Here is a 17,916-nt window from a genome sequence, read left to right on the forward strand (position 1 = left end):
CTGTGGGGTGAAGTGGTGGCGTCGGGCGACGATCCGAAGCCGTATCCCACGTGACCGCTGGCTCAGGCCTCTCCGTCGCTGGCCCGGCGCCGGGGGCCGGGGCGCAGGCTGAACAGCAGCACGCCGGCGCCGATCAGGGCCAGCGGCCAGACCGGCCAGGCGAGCCCCTGCCAGGCGGTGACCTCCAGCTGGGTGGCCAGGCCGGCCAGGGCCAGCAGGGCCACGCCTGCCCACCCCTCGTTGCGGCGGCGGGACTGGCGCCTCAGCCCGTTCTCCAGCTCGAGGATCTGGCGGCGTAGCGCGGCGTCGCGCTCGGCGCGCTGCTCTTCCACGGTCAGGGCCTTCTCCAGGTGCATCGGCAGTTCCGGCAGGTGCGCCAGCAGGCGCGGCAAGTGTTGTTGTGCGTTGCGGATGAACGCGCGCACACCCATGCGTTCGTGCATCCATTTTTCGATGAACGGCTTGGCGGTGGTCCACAGGTCCAGCTGCGGGTAGAGCTGGCGGCCCAGGCCCTCGATGTTCAGCAGGGTCTTCTGCAGCAGCACCAGCTGCGGCTGGACCTCCATGTTGAATCGCCGCGCGGTCTGGAACAGGCGCAGCAGGACCTGGCCGAAGGAGATCTCGTCCAGCGGACGCTGGAAGATCGGCTCGCATACAGTGCGGATCGCCGCCTCGAACTCGTCGACGCGGGTGTCCTTCGGGACCCAGCCGGATTCCACGTGCAGCTCCGCCACGCGCCGGTAGTCGCGATTGAAGAAGGCGTGGAAGTTCTCGGCCAGATAGCGCTGGTCGGAGTCCAGCAGCGAGCCGACGATGCCGAAGTCCACCGCCAGGTAGGTCGGGTCGTCCGGGTGGGTGGCATCGACGAAGATGTTGCCCGGGTGCATGTCGGCGTGGAAGAAGTTGTGCTGGAACACCTGGGTGAAGAAGATCTCCACGCCGCGTTCGGCCAGCAGCTTGAGGTCCACGTTGCGTTCGCGCAGGGCGGCCACATCGGCCACCGGGAGGCCGCCGATGCGCTCCATCACCAGTACGCTGCGGCGGGTGTAATCCCAGATGATCTCCGGGATGTAGAGGAGGTGGCTGTCCTCGAAGTTGCGGTGGATCGCGGCGGCGTTCGCGCCCTCGCGGATCAGGTCCAGTTCGTCGGTGATGGTCTTTTCGTATTCGTCCACCACCTCGCGCGGGCGCAGGCGCTTGGCCTCGGACCAGTAGCGGTCCGCCAGGTCCGCGATCAGGTGCATGACCTCGAGGTCCGCGCGGATGGTCTTGAGGATGCCGGGGCGCACCACCTTCACGACCACCTCGCGCCCGTCCTGCAGCGTGGCCGCGTGCACCTGGGCGATGGAGGCCGAGGCGATTGGCGTGTCCTCGAAGGCGGCGAAGGCGATCTCGATCGGGCGTTCCAGCTCGGCCTCGATCACGGCGCGCGCCTGGTCACTGGGGAACGGCGGCACCCGGTCCTGCAGGCGCGCAAGCTCGATCGCGATGTCGTCCGGCAGCAGGTCGCGCCGGGTGGAGAGCATCTGTCCGAACTTGATGAAGATCGGGCCCAGATCCTCCAGCGCGCGGCGGATGCGCTCGCCGCGCGTGCCTTCAGTGCGGCGGAACCAGTTCCAGGGCGCGAGATAGAGCAGGAAGCTGAGCGGGCGCAGCGGCTTCAGCGTGAACAGGATGACGTCCAGGCGATAGCGCACCAGGACCCGCGCAATGGTCCACAGCCGCAGGCCCCGGTACAGCGCGCGGCGCATCAGGCCTGCCGGTCGTCAGGTGCGGAGGCCGGTGCCTCCAGACGACGCAGCCGCGCATCCAGCCGGGCGACGTCGTCGCGCAGCGTGGCGACGTCTTCGGCGAAGGCCTCGAACGCACCGCCGGCCGGTAGCCATTCGAGCTCGTCGCGCAGGTAGTCGGCCGTGTCCTCGGCGGAGCGCCGGCCCAGGTGCCGCAGGCTGTCGCGCGCCTGGTCCAGCAGGTGGCGCAGCGGTCCGGCCGCTCCGGCGCCGGCAAAGCGCTCGAACAGGCCCTCCCAGTCGATACCGGCGTCGCGCAGCGCATGCTGCAGGTCGGAGAGCACGGTCGCATCGCCTTTGATGGTCAGCCCGGAGCGGTCATCGCGTGCCATGGCTGCGGCCAGCGACAGCGGCGAGCCCGCCAGCTGCACGTCTACCGGCTCCTCCTCGCCGCCCACGACCTGCAGCCGGTCGGCGGCACCGATCAACGAGAAGGCCAGCCCCGGCGGCTCGACCACGATGGCGATCGCGCGCCCGGCCAGCCGCGCCCGGTCCTCCTTCGGGGCGCTCGCCAGATGCTCGTTCAGCGTGGCCTCGATCAGGGCCGCGAACGGGCTGGGCAGGGCGAAGGGTTCGGCCATGGGGTTACTGGAGTTTGGTGCCGCGGTGCAGGGCGACGATGCCGCCGGTCAGGTTGTCGTACTCGACCCGTTCCAGTCCGGCGTCGCGCATCATGCCGGCCAGGGTTTCCTGATCCGGGTGCATGCGGATGGATTCGGCCAGATAGCGGTAGCTGTCCGCGTCATTCGCGACCAGCTTGCCCATCAGCGGCAGCATCTTGAACGAATAGACATCGTAGATCGGGCGCAGCGGCGCGACCGGCTGCGAGAACTCCAGCACCAGCACGCGCCCGCCCGGCTTGATCACCCGGCGCATCTCGGCCAGCGCGCGTTCCTTGCGGGTCACGTTGCGCAGGCCGAAGGCGATGGTCACGCGGTCGAAGTAGTCGTCCGGGTACGGGAGCTGCTCGGCGTCCGCCTGCACGAAGTCGAGGTTGCCGACATGGCCCTCGTCCAGCATGCGGTCGCGTCCGGCCTCCAGCATCGAGGCATTGATGTCGCAGACCACGATCTGCCCCTTCTGCCCGACGCGCGGGGCAAAGGCGCCGGCCAGGTCGCCAGTGCCGCCGGCAAGGTCCAGGATCTTCATACCCGGGCGCACGCCGGTGCGCTCCAGCGTGTAGCGCTTCCAGATGCGATGGACGCCCATCGACATCAGGTCGTTCATCACGTCGTAGCGCGAAGCGACCGAGTGGAATACCTCGCCGACGCGCGAGGCCTTTTCGGACTCGGGGACGGTCTGGTAGCCGAAGTGGGTCTTGCCGGATTCGTCTTTCATCAAGCTGCCGTTGTCAGTGCGTCTTGCGCTCGTGCCCGGCCTCTTTCAGCCGATCCAGGTAATCCTGCCACAGTCGCTCCTGGTCTGTGCCGAGCTCGTGCAGGTAGTCCCAGTCATAGATGCCGGTATCGTGGCCGTCGGAGAACACGAGTTTCACCGCATAGTTGCCGACCGGCTCGATCCCGGTGATGTTCACGTCTTCCTTGCCGACCTGCAGCACCTCCTGGCCCTTGCCGTGCCCGCGCACCTCGGCCGAGGGCGAATACACGCGCAAGAACTCGCAGGGCAACTCGAAATGCGAGCCATCGGAGTAGGTCAGCTCCAGGATGCGTGACTTCTGATGCAACTGAATATCGGTGGGTCGGTGCGTACTGCTCATGCGGCCTCCAGAATCCACAGTCCGGGCGCCGCCCGAACCGAATCAGCGGACCGCCAAACGGCGGCCATCAATGGACTGCGAGGATACCAGCCCTGCCTGCCCGCGTGGCATCTCCCCTCGCGCCGAAGGCCTGCCGGCTCGCTAAAGTTTGTCGCGCAAGTCTTCCTGAGATATGTGCCTGCACGTCGCTTGGAGCGTGCTGCCGCCCCCTTCGTTGTGGCCGTTACCAAATTGCGCCGACACCGAGTTATTCCAGTTTTATTGAATGCTGCCTTTCATACGAGGGCCGTATGCACCCATATTAAAGGCAGTGGACTTCTAGATCGGGTGCCCAGAGATCAAGCCCATCTGGCCCCGCCGCGCGAGATTACGATGCCCTTCAGCGGCCGAACACCTCCCCGGTACCTTTCGATGAACCAAAAAAAAGGGCTCCAGGGGGAGCCCTTAACTCGATGGCCCAGGGGGGATGGGCCAACAAGGCGGTGCCTTGGTTGTCGTTATGCCGCCTGGCGGAAGGCGTTGGCGGAGCGGCGGCGGATGCCACCGACCCCGATGAAGCCGGCCAGGATCAGCAGGGACAGCCCCATCAGCGCCAGGGTGCCCGGTTCCGGTACTGCGAAGCGCAGGCTGCCATCGTGGGTGGACTGGGTTTCGCTGAACAGGGTCTGACCTTCCTGGGTGTCGCCGTACACGTTGTTGGCATCGTCACCGAAGAAGGTTTGCGGAGCTGGGTTCTGGACGGTGCCGGCGCTGGCAAAGGCCGTGACCTGGAAGGTCGGGGCGCCGTCCTCGTCTTCGATCAGGTCCGCGAAGTCGATGCCGTCGCGGGTGAACCAGAAGCCGGGCAGTACGTCGACCACCTGGAACTCGAATGTGAACGCCCCTTCAACAAAGTCCCCGTCGGGGCCGCCGGCGAACTCCAGGATGCTGTCGCCGCTTTTCAGGGCCATCTCCATGACTTGCTCGCCGGCGGTGTAATGCGCCGCCGCCGCTTCATAGTCCTGGCCGAAGCCAGTATTCGGAGCGGACATGAACAGCTGGAAGTTGTCGGTACCGACCGAGGTGTAGTCAGCGTTGACAATCCAATCTCCAGCATCGTTGTAATTCGCCGACGTAATTACACCGCGGAGTTCGTCCCAGAGCATTCCCATGGAGTAGTCGCGTCCAAGGAAGTCGGGCCCGGTCTCGGTCGCAGAGCCGCCGAGCGAGGTCCGGTAGGACGATGCATCGCCGTACCCGCGGTCATAGAACACATCACCGACCTGGACCGGGTTGTTCGGGTCCTGAACGTACTGGAAGGTCTGGGTGTTCAGGTCGAACTGGATCCGGCGGACGTTTTCGACCGAGCCGCTGTAGTCCGCGGTGGCGTCGAGATTCATGTCGAAGTCGATCGTCTCCGCTGTCGCGGTACTCGCACCTGCGGCGAAAATGCCGACGCAGAGCGAAGCGAGAAGTACTTTTTTCGCGTTCATGGGGTTCTCCTGATGCTCAATATAAGAGCGATTCAACCATCGCCGGGGCTTGGCCTGGTGGCCTTGTCTGTTGCTCTCGGTTGAATACAAAGCAGGTGGCGTGCCAATTTTCGGGGCGATCCGGAGAATTCCGTAACTACATGAATATGAATTAAAAAAAAGGGGCTCGCGGCGGGGCGGTTCGGAAGGTCCGTTGCAGTCGGGCGTTTTGCCTGGGTTTTGCGGGCCGAACTGTAAAGGTGATCGACGGGGGTCGCGGCGGCTTGTGGCCTTAAGGGCGTCCGAAATCGACGAGATGATTCGAATCCTTTGCTAAACAGTTTGTTGTGCGGGTTTTTCTCCTTGTAAAGCATCTCGACAGACCGCCTGCAAGGCCCCGGAGATGTCCGCCACCCGGGTGCTGGTTTGCTTCGCGAGGGGTTGCCAGCGGTCGCTCGTCGCCCGCCCTGGCGACGAGCGACCGGGAGGCGTGATCCGGGTCAAGCCGGGCGCGACCGCGTGAGCCGGTGGCCGGCGACCAGCAGGGCCGGGAGGACCAGCAGGTCGAACAGCAGGGCCGCGATCAGCCCGAAGGCGGTCAGCCAGCCAAAGGCGGCCGTGGGCTGGAAGTCGGACAGGGCCAGCAGCAGGAACTGAGCCACCAGCACGATGGTGGTGGCGGTAATCGCGCGACCGCTGCGGCGGAAGCTCCGGGCGAGGGCCCAGGCAACCGGGCTGCCACGCCCGCGGCGCTGGCGATAGTTGTGCAGGATGTGGATGGTGTCGTCCACGGCGATGCCGATGGCGACACTGGCAATCATGGCCGTGGCCATGTCCAGCCAGATGCCCAGCAGGCCCATCAGGGCAAAGATCATCGCCACCGGTGCCAGGTTGGGGATCATGCTGAGGATGGTCAGGGGAACGGAGCGCCACATCAGCAGCATCAGCAGCGTGATCATCGCGGCCACGGCATACAGGCTGTGGAGCTGGCCCTGAATCAGCAGGCGCTCCTGGTCCGCAAACAGCCGTGCCATTCCGGCCATGTCCCATTTGAGGTCGGCCGGCGGGTTGGCCTCCAGATACACCCGCAGGTCGTCCATCAGTTCGTTGATGGCGCGGGCTCCGTGCGCGTTCAGGTTGAGCAGGATGCGGCTGCGTTCGAAGTCGCGGTCTACGGCATCGAACAGGTCGCGCCCGTCGTAGATGAACAGGTACTGGGCGACCAGGTTCGGGTCGTCGGGGATCCGGCGGTAGTCCGGGTCTTCCTCGTTGAAGGCCCAGTGCATTTCCGCGACCAGATCCGGCAGGGACAGGCTGTAGTCGACCTCCGGTCGCTGGTCCAGCCAGTGCTGTACGCGCTGGATCGCCTGCAGCCGCGCCGGGTCCTGGAGGCTGTCCCAGTCCGGGCCGTCGAACACCACCTCCAGTGCCATCACCCCGGAGAGTTCGCTCTCCACCGCGCGGGTGGCCTGGGTAATCGAGTGGTTGTCGTCAAAGAAGGCGTAGAGATCGGTCTCGACCTCGACATGCCGGATCTGCGGGATCGCCAGGGCCAGCAGGATGGCCGTGGCCAGCAGCACCCAGCCGGCCCGGCGGATCGCCAGGTGTGCCGCCAGCGCGGTCACGCGGTCGAGCAGGCGCAGCCCGCGCCGGGGCGCAAGCCAGTCTCCGCGGTCCCAGCGCAGCATGATCGCCGGCAGGAGCAGCAGCACGACCGCCGCGGCAACGAGGACGCCAAAGGCCCCGATCAGGCCAAAGGTCTCGATCGGCCGGATGCTGCTGACTTGCAGCGAGGCAAGCCCCGCCGCGGTGGTCAACGCCATGAACCACGTGGGCCGGGCCACGGCGGCAAGCGCCGCTTCCACGCGCGCGCGCCCCTGGTGGCCGCGTTGCGCGGCGTGCAGCATGGCGTTGAAGAAGTGCATCAGCATTGCCACCGTGAGCGCCGTCAGCAACGGCGGCAGGATGGCGGAGATCAGCGTGAACGGGCGGTCCAGCAGGATCAGCAGGGCGATCGCGGGGCCGGTGACCGCACTGATGGTGGCGGCGGACAGCACGACCACCAGCGGGCGCCGGAACAGCCACCACAGGAGCAGGAGGCTCACGGTCATGGTGCCCGGAACCAGGAAGGCGAGGTCCTTGATCATCGCCCGGAGCTGGGCGACATCCAGGGCAATGTGTCCGGCGATGGCCGCCAGCTCGTCTTCCAGTTCGTTTTCGCGGATTCGGTCGCGCAGCAGGCGTTCCAGCTGCAGGCGTTGCAGGCTGTTGTCGAGGGCGTGCGGTCGCACGACCACGGCCAGCGCCTCGCCTCCGGTGCCGGCCACCAGGCCGGGGGCGAAGCGATCGCGCAGCACCCGCTCGCGCCATTGTTCCGGGGTGCGTTCGTCCAGTGCCCGGCCGTCGACCAGACGATCCACCGTGAAGCCGTCCGCCGTTGCGCGAATGTGGTCCAAAGTAGTGATCGCCAGCACCCGTTCGACGGCGGGGTCGGCCTCCATGTCCCGTGCCAGCATATCGATGCGTTCCAGGAAGTCCGCTTCGAACAGATCGCTTCCGGTGAACAGGCCGACCAGCACCTGATCCTGGGGGAAGCGTTCGCGCAGTTCGCGATCGAAGGTGACGGCCGGGGCGTCCTCGGGGAAATAGGATTCTGGGGCGTTGTCCAGATTGACCTGCAGCAGGACGGGGCCGGGCAGGAGGATCAGCAGGGCCAGGATCCCCAGCGCGAGCAGGGGATGCCCCCGGAGCCAGCGCATCAGAACTGACCCCGCCAGCCCGTCACCAGCATGCGGTTATCGCGATAGAAGCCCCCGGCGGTACCCTCGGCACCGTCCAGCCAGTGCAGGCCGATATAAAATTCCATGGGCTCGCGGGCAATCCACGCGAGTTCCGGGTTCAGGTAGATGTCGCGCCGGTTCAGGCCAACCGAGTACCGCATGCGGGCGCGCCAGTTGTGGCCGGCAAACGGGCTTTCCAGTTCCCCGGTCAGGAAGTAGCTCTCCTGGGCATCCAGCATGTCCCCGGCATTCAGGAGGTGCTGGCCGGCCAGTTGCGTGGTCATGCGGAAATCTCCGTCACCGGGGAAGCCCTCGGCACCGATCACCCAGTCGACGCCTTCCACCGTGGTCTGGCGCAGATCGTCCGCGCGGGTGACCGGTACATCGCTGAGCCAGGCGGCCTCGGCCCGCCAGGTCCAGGCGCCGGTGGCAAAGGCGGTGTCACCGCCGACCACCCAGGTGCGCGGGTGCACGGCCTCCAGCGTCGGGTCGCCGGCGGGCTGGCCGGTCAGGATGGCCTGGCGGGTATCGGCATCGAAGCGGTAGTAGGGCTGCGAGTGCCGGGCGCGCTGGATGGTCACGGCAAAGTCGGCGCCCCGCCCGGAGCGCCCCAGCCGCACCCCGGCGCCGCCGTTGCCGGAGACATCGTCGTCGAGCGTGGCCTGTTCGATCAGGGGCGCGAGTGCCGGGTCCTGCGGCAGCCCCAGCAGGCGGCCGCGGTTGCGGTCCACCGGGTGCCAGAGGCTGTCGCGATCGGGCAGCTCCGCCGGCCGGAAGATGGGCAGGAACACCAGGTCGGCGTGCCAGGGCCCCTCGAAGAATTCCGCGCGGATGGCGGGATTCGCGCGGCGGCGTTCGCCGTAGGGGTCCAGCCCGAAGCGGGTCAGATCCTTGGTGCTGAGCCGGTCGGTGGGTGGAATCTCGTCCACCCGTCCCCACAGGATGCGCTGGGTGCCGACCGTGATGCGCGTGCGGTCGCCGCGGTAACGCAGGAAGTTCTCGTCGTAGTCGGCGCGGGCCCGCGTCGTGCGCGGATAGTCGCCACCCTGTTGCGCCTGGACGTCCAGGCGGGCGCCCAGGCGCAGGTCCCAGTCCTCGTTCAGGCTGTGCCGGGCGCTGACCACAGCGCGCCCGTGCTGCACGTAATCCACGGGGCGCCCGGACGTGCCCAGACCCCCGAGTTCGACCATCGCCTCGTCGACGCGCAGGTCCCAGGCGGAGGTGCCGGTTTCGGTTTCCGCCTCTGTGTCCTCGTCCGGCCGTTCACCAAATACAAATTCGCGCCGTGTTTCGCCGTCGTCCTGGGCCCCCACGCGGGCCCCCGAACCCGAAGCCGATGCCGATGCCGATGCCGATGCCGATGCCGATGCCGATGCCGATGCCGATGCCGATGCCGATGCCGATGCCGATGCCGATGCCGATGCCGATGCCGATGCCGAGTCCGTGGGTTGGGGGGGTCGCGGTGGTGCGGCGTTCGCTGGGTCGGCGGCCCTGGCCTGGCCGGCAGGGATATCCGGGCTCGACAGGACGGCGCCCACCTGCAGGGTGCGTTCGTCGCCGGTGAAGGCGTGCGGATTGTGCTCGAACAGAAGCCGGACCGTTTCCTGGATCGAGGTGTGTTGGTCCGGGCGCAGGTGCTCGGCCAAGTCCCAGAGGGTGTCGCCCGGCTGAACCGTATAGGGTCCCGGAGGGGCGGCCGCCAGGGGCAGGGGGCCAAGCACCAGCAACGCGGCGAGGGCCAGGGCGGGGTGCCCTCCAGCCCGGAGGCCGTCGGCGTTATGGGCGATAGGGGCGCGCAAGGCTCGGGTCCGACAGGCCGCGGATGGTGAACAACTCGCTCGGCAGCCCGCTGTTGTAGGTCACGTCCTCGACCTCGAGGATGGTGGTGCGGTCGCTGGCGAGATCGGTCATGGCGCTGCGGGTGACTGTCCAGTAGCCCTGGATGTCCTCGATCCGCTGGACCTCCAGGCGTTTGGACGGTTCGTCCCCCCCTTCGTACAGGTCAATTCGCAGCGGCAGCAGGGTCTCCTTGTGGATCCAGCTGACGCGCTTGCTGTAGACGGAGTTGCCGGAGTCCACGGGGATGCTTTCGAGGATAGTGACGGGCGCCCCTTCGTAGGTTTCCTCGCCCAGGATGCGATGGTGGTCCTTGTGTGGTTCGCGGTCTTCCAGATCCTCGAAATAGAGTTCCGACTGCACGAAGCTGCCGCCCCGGTTCTCGCTGCTGATGCGGCGCTCGCGCTGGATGGCGGGGAGATACAACCACTGATCGACGTCACCCCCGGGGTGGTTGTGGATCAGGATGGCGGTGTCGGCGATGTTGCGCGGCGAGGTGAAGCGGATGAGGTTGCGGCTGGCGCCGGGCTCGTCGCCTTCCAGGCGGTATTCGTAGCTTTCGCGTACCCGCTCGCGGCGGCCGCCGCCGGTGAGGGTCATGATGCCGCGGGTGACGGCGTCATCGCCGTCCGGGCGTTCGTGCACTGCGCGCGCCAGATCGCGTGCCGCGGATTCCTCGGCCAGGGCCGCGGTGGGGAGAGCGGCGGCCGACAGCAGCAGGGCCGTGCCGGCGAATATGGCGATCCGGGTCATCATGGCGTCATTGTACTCCCGGGTTTGCGGCCCGCTGTTGGGCGCGCTGGGCGTGCAGTCGCTTGCGGGCCATGCGGATCAGCAGGCGATGCAGCGGGTTGCGGTTGCCGCCCGGGCGCCACGTCCGCGCCAGGCGCTGGCGGTAGGCATCGAAATGCACGCCCCGCGGGGCCCACGTGACCGTCCCGCGGCCCAGCAAGAGCTTGAGCACCTCGGTTCCCATGACGCCGGCGCACAGGTCGCAGGCCATGGGCGTGGAGGGCCCGCGCCGCGCGGCCAGGTCGACGGCTGTCGGGTCGGCCAGGTAGCCCATCTGCAGCATGGCGGGGGCCAGCCCAATCATGAAACGAAGCGCCAGCTCCTCGTCGTCCAGGCCGTCATGCAGGTCGAAGTAGGCATCGAAGCTCATCCCGCCGGGACGGAAGTTCAGGAGCGCCGCCCCCATACCGAGGGGCGCCACCGTGACGGCCGGGATGCCGCGCTCGGCGCAGGCCGCGAACACCTGGCGCCGGATGTCGAAGGCGAAGAAGTCGAGGCCATCGACATAGACATCCACGCCGGCGAGGAACGCATCGAGGTTGTCCGGACTGATGCCCTGCGGGAACGCGTCGATCTCGAGCTCCGGGTTGATGTCCCGGGCCATCTCTTCCAGCACCTCGACCTTGGGCCGGTCCAGGCGCGACAGGGCCGCCCCGACCTGGCGGTTCATGTTGTGCAGTTCGAAGATATCCGGATCAGCGATGCGGAAGTGGCCCACGCCAAGGCGAACGAGGGTCAGCAGGTGGGCCCCGCCGACGCCACCGAGGCCGGCGATCGCGATCCGCGCCCCGCGCAGCCGCTGTAGCTCGCCGGCGGTGACCCAGCCAACCGTGCGGGCAAAGGCCGTCTGGTAGTTGAACCCGGAACTCAATTCAGCAACCTGCGGTGTCCATTTTCGGGTCCTGCCTGCTGCGGCAGGGGCGCCCGCCCTGCCCGCAAGCCCGCAGGCCGCATGGCGACGCCGGGTGGCCAGGCCACCCTCATCGGCATGGAGGTCAGGAGAGGCCGCGGCTCACGCAGCAGGGTGGCCTCCACATGCCGACACAGTTCACTCAAAGCACTCGAACGCCGGATGCTTTCGTGGGCCTCGCCGGAATCGATGTAGAACGCCGCGCGCTTGCCGTGGTAGTGCACGACCTCGCCGATCTGGGTGAACTCCAGCCCGGTGTGACGCAGGATCCGGGCAAGGGCTGGCTCCATCATGGCGAAGGCATGCTGCTTGCGGTAGTGCACGCATAGCAGGGTCGCGGCCACGAACAGGCTGACCGCCAGGATCGGGAATACGCGAATCTGGTCCGGCGAAAGCTTCAGGGCCTCGATGTCGCCGATCGGCGTGGCGGCCTCGCCGTTGCGCCGACGAAACATGCTGTGCACGGCAAGGCGGGATACCTCGCAGATGCTGTTGCGCTCCAGACGGTCGGGGCGCCAGGCACTGTCGAAAAAGCTGTCGTGGCAATGGCGTTCCATCGGCAACTGTCCGATCGGGTCCCCCGTGTCGACATGCACCACCCGCACGCAGCCGGCCGCCATCCTGCTGGGCTTGTGTTCCAGCAGGCAATGCCAGGCCTGGGTGTCGTACTCGTCGACCTCCTTGTGGCCAGGACAGTCTTCCTCGCGTTCGAAGCCGAATTCCCTGCAGTACACCTGATAGCGAAGGTGCTGGATGTCCTCCAGGTTTCGCCCGGTCCGCTTGGAGAGCTCGAAGTACCGCTTGAACGCGCTTACCACCGAGTCGCTTTCCACGACTAAATTCCTCCTGCCGCAACCTTCGCCGTACCCAGGACCGGGTCGAATGGGTCGGCAGCCCCCGCATGCTGTTGCCTGCGCCCCAGACCGGGATCCTCCCATGCAGTGTAGTGCGGAACTTCCGAAGGTGCCGGAAGCCGCAATCGCTGCCGCCAGGCCTGAAGGGCCGCGCCCGCTTCGTCGGTGTGTGTCAGGCAGGGAATGCGCGTGCCGCGATGCCGGTGCGGGGCGCCACACACATCGACGGGCAGGCCGTGAACCCGCAGCAGGCGCGCGAGCGCCGGGCGCACCAGAAAGAACATGCGCGAGTACCCATGACGCTGTGCGTACTCCTGCGATGCCTGACACAAGTGGTAGAGCACCTCGGGCGATGCCCCGCGCACGATCAGGCGCGAAACCTCCACCGCCGGACGATCGGGATCGGGCACTACCTCGGGGAACAGTCGACAGTTTGCCGTGGTTGGCAGGGGACGTTTGCCCGGCAGGATCAGGCGCATGGTGCCGACCCAGCGCGCTTCCGGCGGGTGGCCCTCGTGCCCGACCAGGAAATGTTCGGCATGCTCGTCGAAGGCGTCGCGCTCGATTCCCTCTGGGTGCTGCTCGGCCGGTTCGAATCCGGTTTCACGGCAGTACACTTCGTATCGCAGCCGGAAATGAATGCGTCGAGCGGCCTCGGAACGGGCGAGGTAGGCGCGGAGCCGGCCGGCGCTATTCACGCGAGAGGGCGCATCCGGGATCGGATGCGACGGGTGGTTGCGGGGTCGCGCTCGCGACCGTCGTGGAAATGGCCATCCAGTTATTCATGTATCTGCTCTCATGGTTCGGAGATGGGTTGCCGCCCGTTTCAGGCCGCAGCGTTTGCAAACTCCAGCCCGACCCCCCGGGGGCTGGAAAATACGACGACTCCGTCGCGTACCCTGCCACCCGGGATCACGACCCGTATGGACGTGCCGGGGGGCAACCGTGGCTGGTAGCGCAGGGGCATGACCCGTGCGCCAAATCGCGAGAGGTCCACCAGCCGGCAGCGAGCCGGCTCTCCCCGAACCCACATCTCCGTGAGCAGGTTGACCATCTCGCGCGGCCAGCGACGCCGCTCCTCGCGCGCGGGCGCACCACCGTGGGCGTCCTGCCCTTCGCCGAACTGCCATGCCATGGCCGCACCCCAGTGCCGTTCCTTCGCCGAGCCGGCATAGATCTGTGCCTGCGCGGGGTGCGTGACCGGTGGCGAACCCAGCCGGTCGATCAGTGCCGCGACAAAGCTCGCGGAGACCTGTTCGTACTCCCCGGCGGTTTCCAGGTCCTGATAAAGCTGGCCGTGGACCTCGTCGAGGATGCGGAGCCGCTCGTCCCAGGTCTCGTTCGCGATCGCCGGGAACCAGAAGTCCGCGAGTTCCAGTGCCAACTTTTCATGACTCATCAGTGATCCTTGATGGTCGGTGCAGGTGCGCCTGCAGGCTTGAGACTCTACCCTGAGAAGTCATTAGCAAACCTTGTTCCAGTCCACAGAAAGGACCGGGATTGCTTCGCCCGGGCGCGCTTCCGGCGCCGTGATCTGCGCGTCAGTTCGCGGGATGTAAACAATCCCGACATTTGTGGACAGTCCTGAGCAAACCCACTTCAATGAACCTGGAATTCTCCAAACCCCGGTGCTGCCGACGAGTGATGTCGACGCCGGGTGGTCCCGGCGCAAATGCAGGCGCGTCCGGGGGACAGTATTCGCTGCAGACCGGCCCACGGGCGCTACCAGGCGCCGGTGCGGTCGGCGGGAAGTTGGGTTGCATGGAAAAGATCGTTCAAGAGCTCTGGCAGCATATTCGGTCCACTTGGCGCAAGCGCTGGTGGATTCTGCCCATTGCATGGCTGGTCAGTCTTGGCGGCTGGGCCTATGCCCACAACCTGCCGGATACCTATCAGGCAGATGCCCGGGTCTATGTGAATACCCAGTCGGTTCTGGATCCGCTGCTGCGCGGCATGACGGTGCGGCCGAACACCGAACAGCGGTTGCGCATGATCACCCGTACCCTGCTTAGCCGCGACAACCTCGAGGAGATTGCCCGCGAGAGCGATCTCGACGTGCTGACCGGCAACTCCAGCCTGGATGCCCAGGTGGCGTTGCTGCGTTCCCGCCTGGCCCTGGAAGGGGGCGAGCGCGACAACATCTACAGCGTGCGTTTCCGCCACAGCAACCCGGAGGTGGCCTACCGGGTCGTCCGCGAGACGGTGGACCTGTTCATGGCGCGTGGCATGGGGGACTCGCGTCTCGATCTCACAACCTCGCAGGCCTTCATCGAACGCCAGCTCGAGAACTACGAGCGGCAACTGCAGGAGAAGGAGGCCGAGATCGAGCAATTCAAGCGCGACAACGCGCGCTTCCTCAGCGGTGACGGAAATTTTTATTCGCGTCTCGAACGCACCCGTGACCAGCTGCAGGAAGCACGCCTGCAACAGCGGGAAGCGCAGAGCCGGCTGCAATCCCTGATGCGGCGCGCCGGTACCGGGCCGGGGAGCTACGAAAACGCGGAGCTGGACCGGCGTATCAGCGACCTGCAGCAAAGCATCGATTCGATGCGGCTGCGCTACACCGACGAGCATCCGGACCTGATCTCGTCACGGCGCATTCTGGAGGAGCTGGAGGCGCGTCGTGAACAAGAGGCGCAGAACCCGCAGGCCATCCGGCGCCCGGGCAGCGGTAACGAGACGCTGCAGAATGCGATCTCCCAAACCGAGAGCGAGATTGCGTCGCTGACCACGCGCATCGCCGAATTCGAGGACCGGGTGGAACGGCTCGAGGGCGATGTCGATCGGGCGCCGGCGGTGGAATCCGAGCTGACCTCCCTGACCCGCAATTATGACGTCCTGCGCAATTCCTATCGCCAGCTGCAGGATCGCCGGGAACAGGCGGTCATGTCGGGGGCCGTCGAAAGCCAGACCGACGCGGTCGACTTCCGCGTGCTCGAACCACCGCGTCAGCCGACGGCCCCGGCCTCGCCGGATCGCCCGATGCTGGCCACGGCGGTGCTCCTGGTTGGCCTCGGCGCAGGGACCGGTTTCGCGTTCCTGCTCTCGCAGTTGCGCCGGACGATCAGCAGCAGCCAGCAGCTGGCGGCGGTCACCGGTCGCCCGGTCCTGGGCAGCGTCTCGCGGGTGCGCACGCCGATGACCCGCCATCGCCGCCTGTCCGAGCTGGCGGTGTTCTCCGCCGCCCTGGGTACGCTGGTACTGGTTTATGTCGTGGTCATGGTGCTCTACGCGACGGGCTCGGAATTCCTTCTGGACGAGCTCATGGGCGTGCTCCGATGACGGGCCCCGTGGCCTTCGCGGCGGCGTGCTCCGGCAATCCGGGGACGCGCCGACTATCTTTCAGGCAACGGGCCGGCTCGAAGAAGCCGGTGGCCGGCAGGGGGCTTACAGCGCAATGAGCATTATCGAGAAGGCACTGGACAAGAACCGGGCGCGCCAACCGGCCCCCGAAGCAGCGACGGAACCGGCAGCCGTTCACGAAGCCGCCCCGGACCAGCACCAACCATGGCAAGAGCCGGTGTCGCAGGCGGTCAACATCGACTTCGCATGGCTGCGCAAGCAGGGGCTCATCGTACCGGGTGATCAGCGCTCCAGCGTGGCGGAAGAGTTCCGCATGATGAAGCGCCCGCTGCTGAACAATGCGTTCGGACGACATGCCGCGATGCGCGTGCCGAAGGGCCGGCTGATCATGATCACCAGCGCCCTGCCGGGCGAGGGCAAGACCTTCACGAGCGTGAACCTGGCCCTGAGCATGGCGATGGAGCTGGAACGCACGGTATTGCTGGTGGACGCCGATGTGGCGCGACCGTCCATACCCTATGCCCTCGGCTTCCAGGCCGACCTCGGGCTGATGGATGTGCTCAGTGAACCGGATGTCGAGATCCCCGATGTCCTGCTGCGCACCAGTGTGGAGAACCTGACGGTGTTGCCCGCTGGTCGCCCGCATGGGCGCTCGACCGAGATCCTGGCGAGCGACGTGATGCGCGATCTGATCGACGACCTCCATGACCGGTACGAAGACCGGATCATCCTGTTCGACTCCCCGCCGCTGCTCGCCACCAGCGAGCCGGGGGTGCTGGCGACCCATATGGGACAGGTCGTGATGGTGGTGGAGGCCGATCGCACGCCGGCCAGCACGGTCGAACGAGCCATGCACCAGCTGGATTCCTGCGGTGTGGTGCTGACCTCCCTCAACCGCGCGACGCCCGGTCTCGGCCTCGGGGGGCAATACTATGGCGGCAGCTATTATGGCAGCGAGCGTGAGCATGGGCCCGGCGCCCCGGCCCGCTAGTGGCCGGCGCCAGGGGGCAGCCCGCCGATGGCTGCTCGGTACGGCCGGGATCGCGCTGCTGGCTCCCGGTGGTGCGCTGGCCGTCGACTGGACGTTCACCCCGCGGGTCACGGTGTCGGCCGAGGTGACCGACAACGTCCGCCTGGCCCCGCGAGGCCAGGAGAAAGCGGACCTGATCGTCACCACCAGCCCCGGGTTTACCCTGCAAGGGGATGGTGCGCGCAGCGACACCCGCATCGATTACCGCATGAACTCGCGCTTTAATGCCGACGACCCGTTCGAGGGCCGCACGACGCACATCCTGCGCGGGCGCACCAACTGGGAATTGGTGGACGACACCTTTTTTGTCGATGCCGGGGCCTCGCGCACCGAGCAGGTGGCGTCGATTCTCGACCCGGTGGGCATTGGTGGCAGTACCCCGCGCGATAACCTGCGGGAGACCACGACCTACAGCGTCTCGCCGATGTTGCGGACCCGCTACGGCAGTTTTGCCACACAGGAGGTCCGCTACACCTATGGCGAGACCCTGAACCACCGAAGCAATATCCAGGACAGCGACTATCACCGGGGCGAATACGTGCTCAACAGCGGGACCGCTTTCAACCGCCCGTTCTGGCAGGTCGCTGCCTCCTACGACAAGGAACGTTTCGAGGAAGGCCTGGAGGGTGAGTTCGGACAGGTCAGCGGGACACTTGGCTATCGTTTCGGCCGATCCCTGCGTCTGTTCGGCGTGGTGGGCGAGGACTTCAATAATTTCGAGACGACGCGCGAGGAAAACGACGGGAGTTTCTGGCAGGTCGGTGCGGGCTGGGCCCCGACCCGGGTGACCAACATCGAGGCGCGTTACGGCGAGCGCTATTTCGGCAAGAACCGCGCGCTGTCCGTGAGTCATCGCAGTCGCCGCGCGACCTATCGCCTCAGCTACGACGAAGGGGTGAGTTCGACCCGGCAGCGCCGTCAGGGTCCCTTTGCCCAGCTGGCGGAGGATGCGCAGTTCATGACCATCGACGAGTTGCTGGAGAACTACACCCTGGAGGAGATCTTCCTGTTTGCCCTCAATCCGCAGCTGGGCGACGAGGCCTTCGTTGAAGGCTTCTTCTTTACCCGTAGCTGGCGTGCGGGCTGGAGCTATGACACCGGCCGCAGTGTATTCGGAGTCAATCTGGTGCAGACCGAGCGTGAGTCCGAGACCCAGACCAATGTCGGACTGTTCGAGGACAACCGGACCCAGCGCGCGGCCAATGCCTTCTGGCAATGGCGGTACGGGCCGCGCACGACGTCCCTGGTGAGCACCGGCGTCATCCGGACCGATTTCGACGACAGCGATCGCGAGGACGACCTCTGGTACCTGCGAGCCAGTGTCAGCCGACAGCTGACCCCGGATACCACCGCGAGCCTGGCCGTCCGGCACCAGCGCCGGGAGTCGAACAGCGCGGACAACGAGTATCGCGAGAACGCGATCATCGGCACGCTGACCAAGGAGTTCTGAGGC

Annotated in this window: 15 protein-coding genes; 3 read left to right on the forward strand and 12 right to left on the reverse strand. The window is 66.6% G+C overall.

Translation table 11 applies throughout. The annotated features are described in order from the left end of the window. Window positions 1-62: 62 nt before the first annotated feature. The 12 genes from ubiB to F817_RS0105825 all read right to left on the reverse strand — a co-directional run bounded on the left by ubiB (window position 63) and on the right by F817_RS0105825 (window position 13,529). Window positions 63-1,751 (reverse strand): ubiquinone biosynthesis regulatory protein kinase UbiB, encoded by a 1,689-nt coding sequence (gene ubiB, locus F817_RS0105770; RefSeq protein ID WP_024326756.1) that lies wholly within the window; start codon window positions 1,749-1,751, stop codon window positions 63-65. After that, complete coding sequence (locus tag F817_RS0105775; protein ID WP_024326757.1) at window positions 1,751-2,371, reverse strand: SCP2 domain-containing protein; 621 nt, start codon at window positions 2,369-2,371, stop codon at window positions 1,751-1,753. The genes ubiB and F817_RS0105775 overlap by 1 nt, the downstream gene beginning before the upstream one ends. A 4-nt stretch (window positions 2,372-2,375) precedes the next feature. After that, window positions 2,376-3,128, reverse strand: coding sequence for a bifunctional demethylmenaquinone methyltransferase/2-methoxy-6-polyprenyl-1,4-benzoquinol methylase UbiE (gene ubiE, locus F817_RS0105780; protein WP_024326758.1), 753 nt, complete (start codon window positions 3,126-3,128; stop codon window positions 2,376-2,378). Window positions 3,129-3,141: 13 nt separating this feature from the next. Next, entirely contained in the window at window positions 3,142-3,507 is a 366-nt protein-coding gene (locus F817_RS0105785) for a gamma-butyrobetaine hydroxylase-like domain-containing protein (protein ID WP_024326759.1), read from the reverse strand. A 497-nt stretch (window positions 3,508-4,004) separates the two neighbouring features. After that, window positions 4,005-4,979, reverse strand: a complete 975-nt coding sequence (locus F817_RS0105790) for a PEP-CTERM sorting domain-containing protein (protein ID WP_024326760.1) — start codon at window positions 4,977-4,979, stop codon at window positions 4,005-4,007. 479 nt (window positions 4,980-5,458) lie between these two features. Then, window positions 5,459-7,717 (reverse strand): RND family transporter, encoded by a 2,259-nt coding sequence (locus F817_RS0105795; RefSeq protein WP_024326761.1) that lies wholly within the window; start codon window positions 7,715-7,717, stop codon window positions 5,459-5,461. Next, entirely contained in the window at window positions 7,717-9,537 is a 1,821-nt protein-coding gene (locus tag F817_RS0105800) for a LysM peptidoglycan-binding domain-containing protein (protein ID WP_024326762.1), read from the reverse strand. The genes F817_RS0105795 and F817_RS0105800 overlap by 1 nt, the downstream gene beginning before the upstream one ends. Further along, the gene (locus F817_RS0105805) at window positions 9,515-10,330 is read right to left on the reverse strand and encodes an outer membrane lipoprotein-sorting protein (RefSeq protein WP_024326763.1); all 816 of its coding nucleotides are present in this window, start codon (window positions 10,328-10,330) and stop codon (window positions 9,515-9,517) included. Before F817_RS0105805 ends, F817_RS0105800 begins: the two co-directional genes overlap by 23 nt. Before the next feature lie 4 nt (window positions 10,331-10,334). Continuing rightward, window positions 10,335-11,237, reverse strand: coding sequence for a ThiF family adenylyltransferase (locus F817_RS0105810; protein ID WP_024326764.1), 903 nt, complete (start codon window positions 11,235-11,237; stop codon window positions 10,335-10,337). Further along, window positions 11,234-12,109 (reverse strand): PEP-CTERM/exosortase system-associated acyltransferase, encoded by an 876-nt coding sequence (locus F817_RS0105815; protein WP_024326765.1) that lies wholly within the window; start codon window positions 12,107-12,109, stop codon window positions 11,234-11,236. Before F817_RS0105815 ends, F817_RS0105810 begins: the two co-directional genes overlap by 4 nt. 2 nt (window positions 12,110-12,111) lie before the next feature. Further along, a complete protein-coding gene (locus F817_RS0105820; protein WP_024326766.1) occupies window positions 12,112-12,828 on the reverse strand; it encodes an acyl-homoserine-lactone synthase in 717 nt (238 codons plus the stop codon). 128 nt (window positions 12,829-12,956) lie between these two features. Then, entirely contained in the window at window positions 12,957-13,529 is a 573-nt protein-coding gene (locus F817_RS0105825) for a PilZ domain-containing protein (protein ID WP_024326767.1), read from the reverse strand. 362 nt (window positions 13,530-13,891) lie between these two features. Between F817_RS0105825 and F817_RS0105830 the strand changes: the two genes are divergently transcribed. The 3 genes from F817_RS0105830 to F817_RS0105840 all read left to right on the forward strand — a co-directional run bounded on the left by F817_RS0105830 (window position 13,892) and on the right by F817_RS0105840 (window position 17,913). Further along, complete coding sequence (locus F817_RS0105830) at window positions 13,892-15,412, forward strand: XrtA system polysaccharide chain length determinant (RefSeq protein ID WP_024326768.1); 1,521 nt, start codon at window positions 13,892-13,894, stop codon at window positions 15,410-15,412. 115 nt (window positions 15,413-15,527) lie between these two features. Continuing rightward, window positions 15,528-16,424: an XrtA-associated tyrosine autokinase gene (locus F817_RS0105835; protein WP_024326769.1), complete on the forward strand. Its 897-nt coding sequence runs from the start codon at window positions 15,528-15,530 to the stop codon at window positions 16,422-16,424. Then, window positions 16,399-17,913, forward strand: a complete 1,515-nt coding sequence (locus tag F817_RS0105840; RefSeq protein ID WP_024326770.1) for a TIGR03016 family PEP-CTERM system-associated outer membrane protein — start codon at window positions 16,399-16,401, stop codon at window positions 17,911-17,913. Before F817_RS0105835 ends, F817_RS0105840 begins: the two co-directional genes overlap by 26 nt. The last annotated feature ends 3 nt before the right edge of the window (window positions 17,914-17,916 follow it).

Source organism: Thioalkalivibrio sp. AKL19 (assembly GCF_000420165.1).
In the GTDB taxonomy this organism is placed as follows: Bacteria; Pseudomonadota; Gammaproteobacteria; order Ectothiorhodospirales; family Ectothiorhodospiraceae; genus Thioalkalivibrio.

Coding starts and splice junctions, on each gene's coding strand:
- ubiB (WP_024326756.1), bottom strand. CDS start 1,751: ATGCGCCGCGCGCTGTACCGGGGCCTGCGGCTGTGGACCATTGCGCGG.
- F817_RS0105775 (WP_024326757.1), bottom strand. CDS start 2,371: ATGGCCGAACCCTTCGCCCTGCCCAGCCCGTTCGCGGCCCTGATCGAG.
- ubiE (WP_024326758.1), bottom strand. CDS start 3,128: ATGAAAGACGAATCCGGCAAGACCCACTTCGGCTACCAGACCGTCCCC.
- F817_RS0105785 (WP_024326759.1), bottom strand. CDS start 3,507: ATGAGCAGTACGCACCGACCCACCGATATTCAGTTGCATCAGAAGTCA.
- F817_RS0105790 (WP_024326760.1), bottom strand. CDS start 4,979: ATGAACGCGAAAAAAGTACTTCTCGCTTCGCTCTGCGTCGGCATTTTC.
- F817_RS0105795 (WP_024326761.1), bottom strand. CDS start 7,717: ATGCGCTGGCTCCGGGGGCATCCCCTGCTCGCGCTGGGGATCCTGGCC.
- F817_RS0105805 (WP_024326763.1), bottom strand. CDS start 10,330: ATGATGACCCGGATCGCCATATTCGCCGGCACGGCCCTGCTGCTGTCG.
- F817_RS0105825 (WP_024326767.1), bottom strand. CDS start 13,529: ATGAGTCATGAAAAGTTGGCACTGGAACTCGCGGACTTCTGGTTCCCG.
- F817_RS0105830 (WP_024326768.1), top strand. CDS start 13,892: ATGGAAAAGATCGTTCAAGAGCTCTGGCAGCATATTCGGTCCACTTGG.
- F817_RS0105835 (WP_024326769.1), top strand. CDS start 15,528: ATGAGCATTATCGAGAAGGCACTGGACAAGAACCGGGCGCGCCAACCG.
- F817_RS0105840 (WP_024326770.1), top strand. CDS start 16,399: ATGGGCCCGGCGCCCCGGCCCGCTAGTGGCCGGCGCCAGGGGGCAGCC.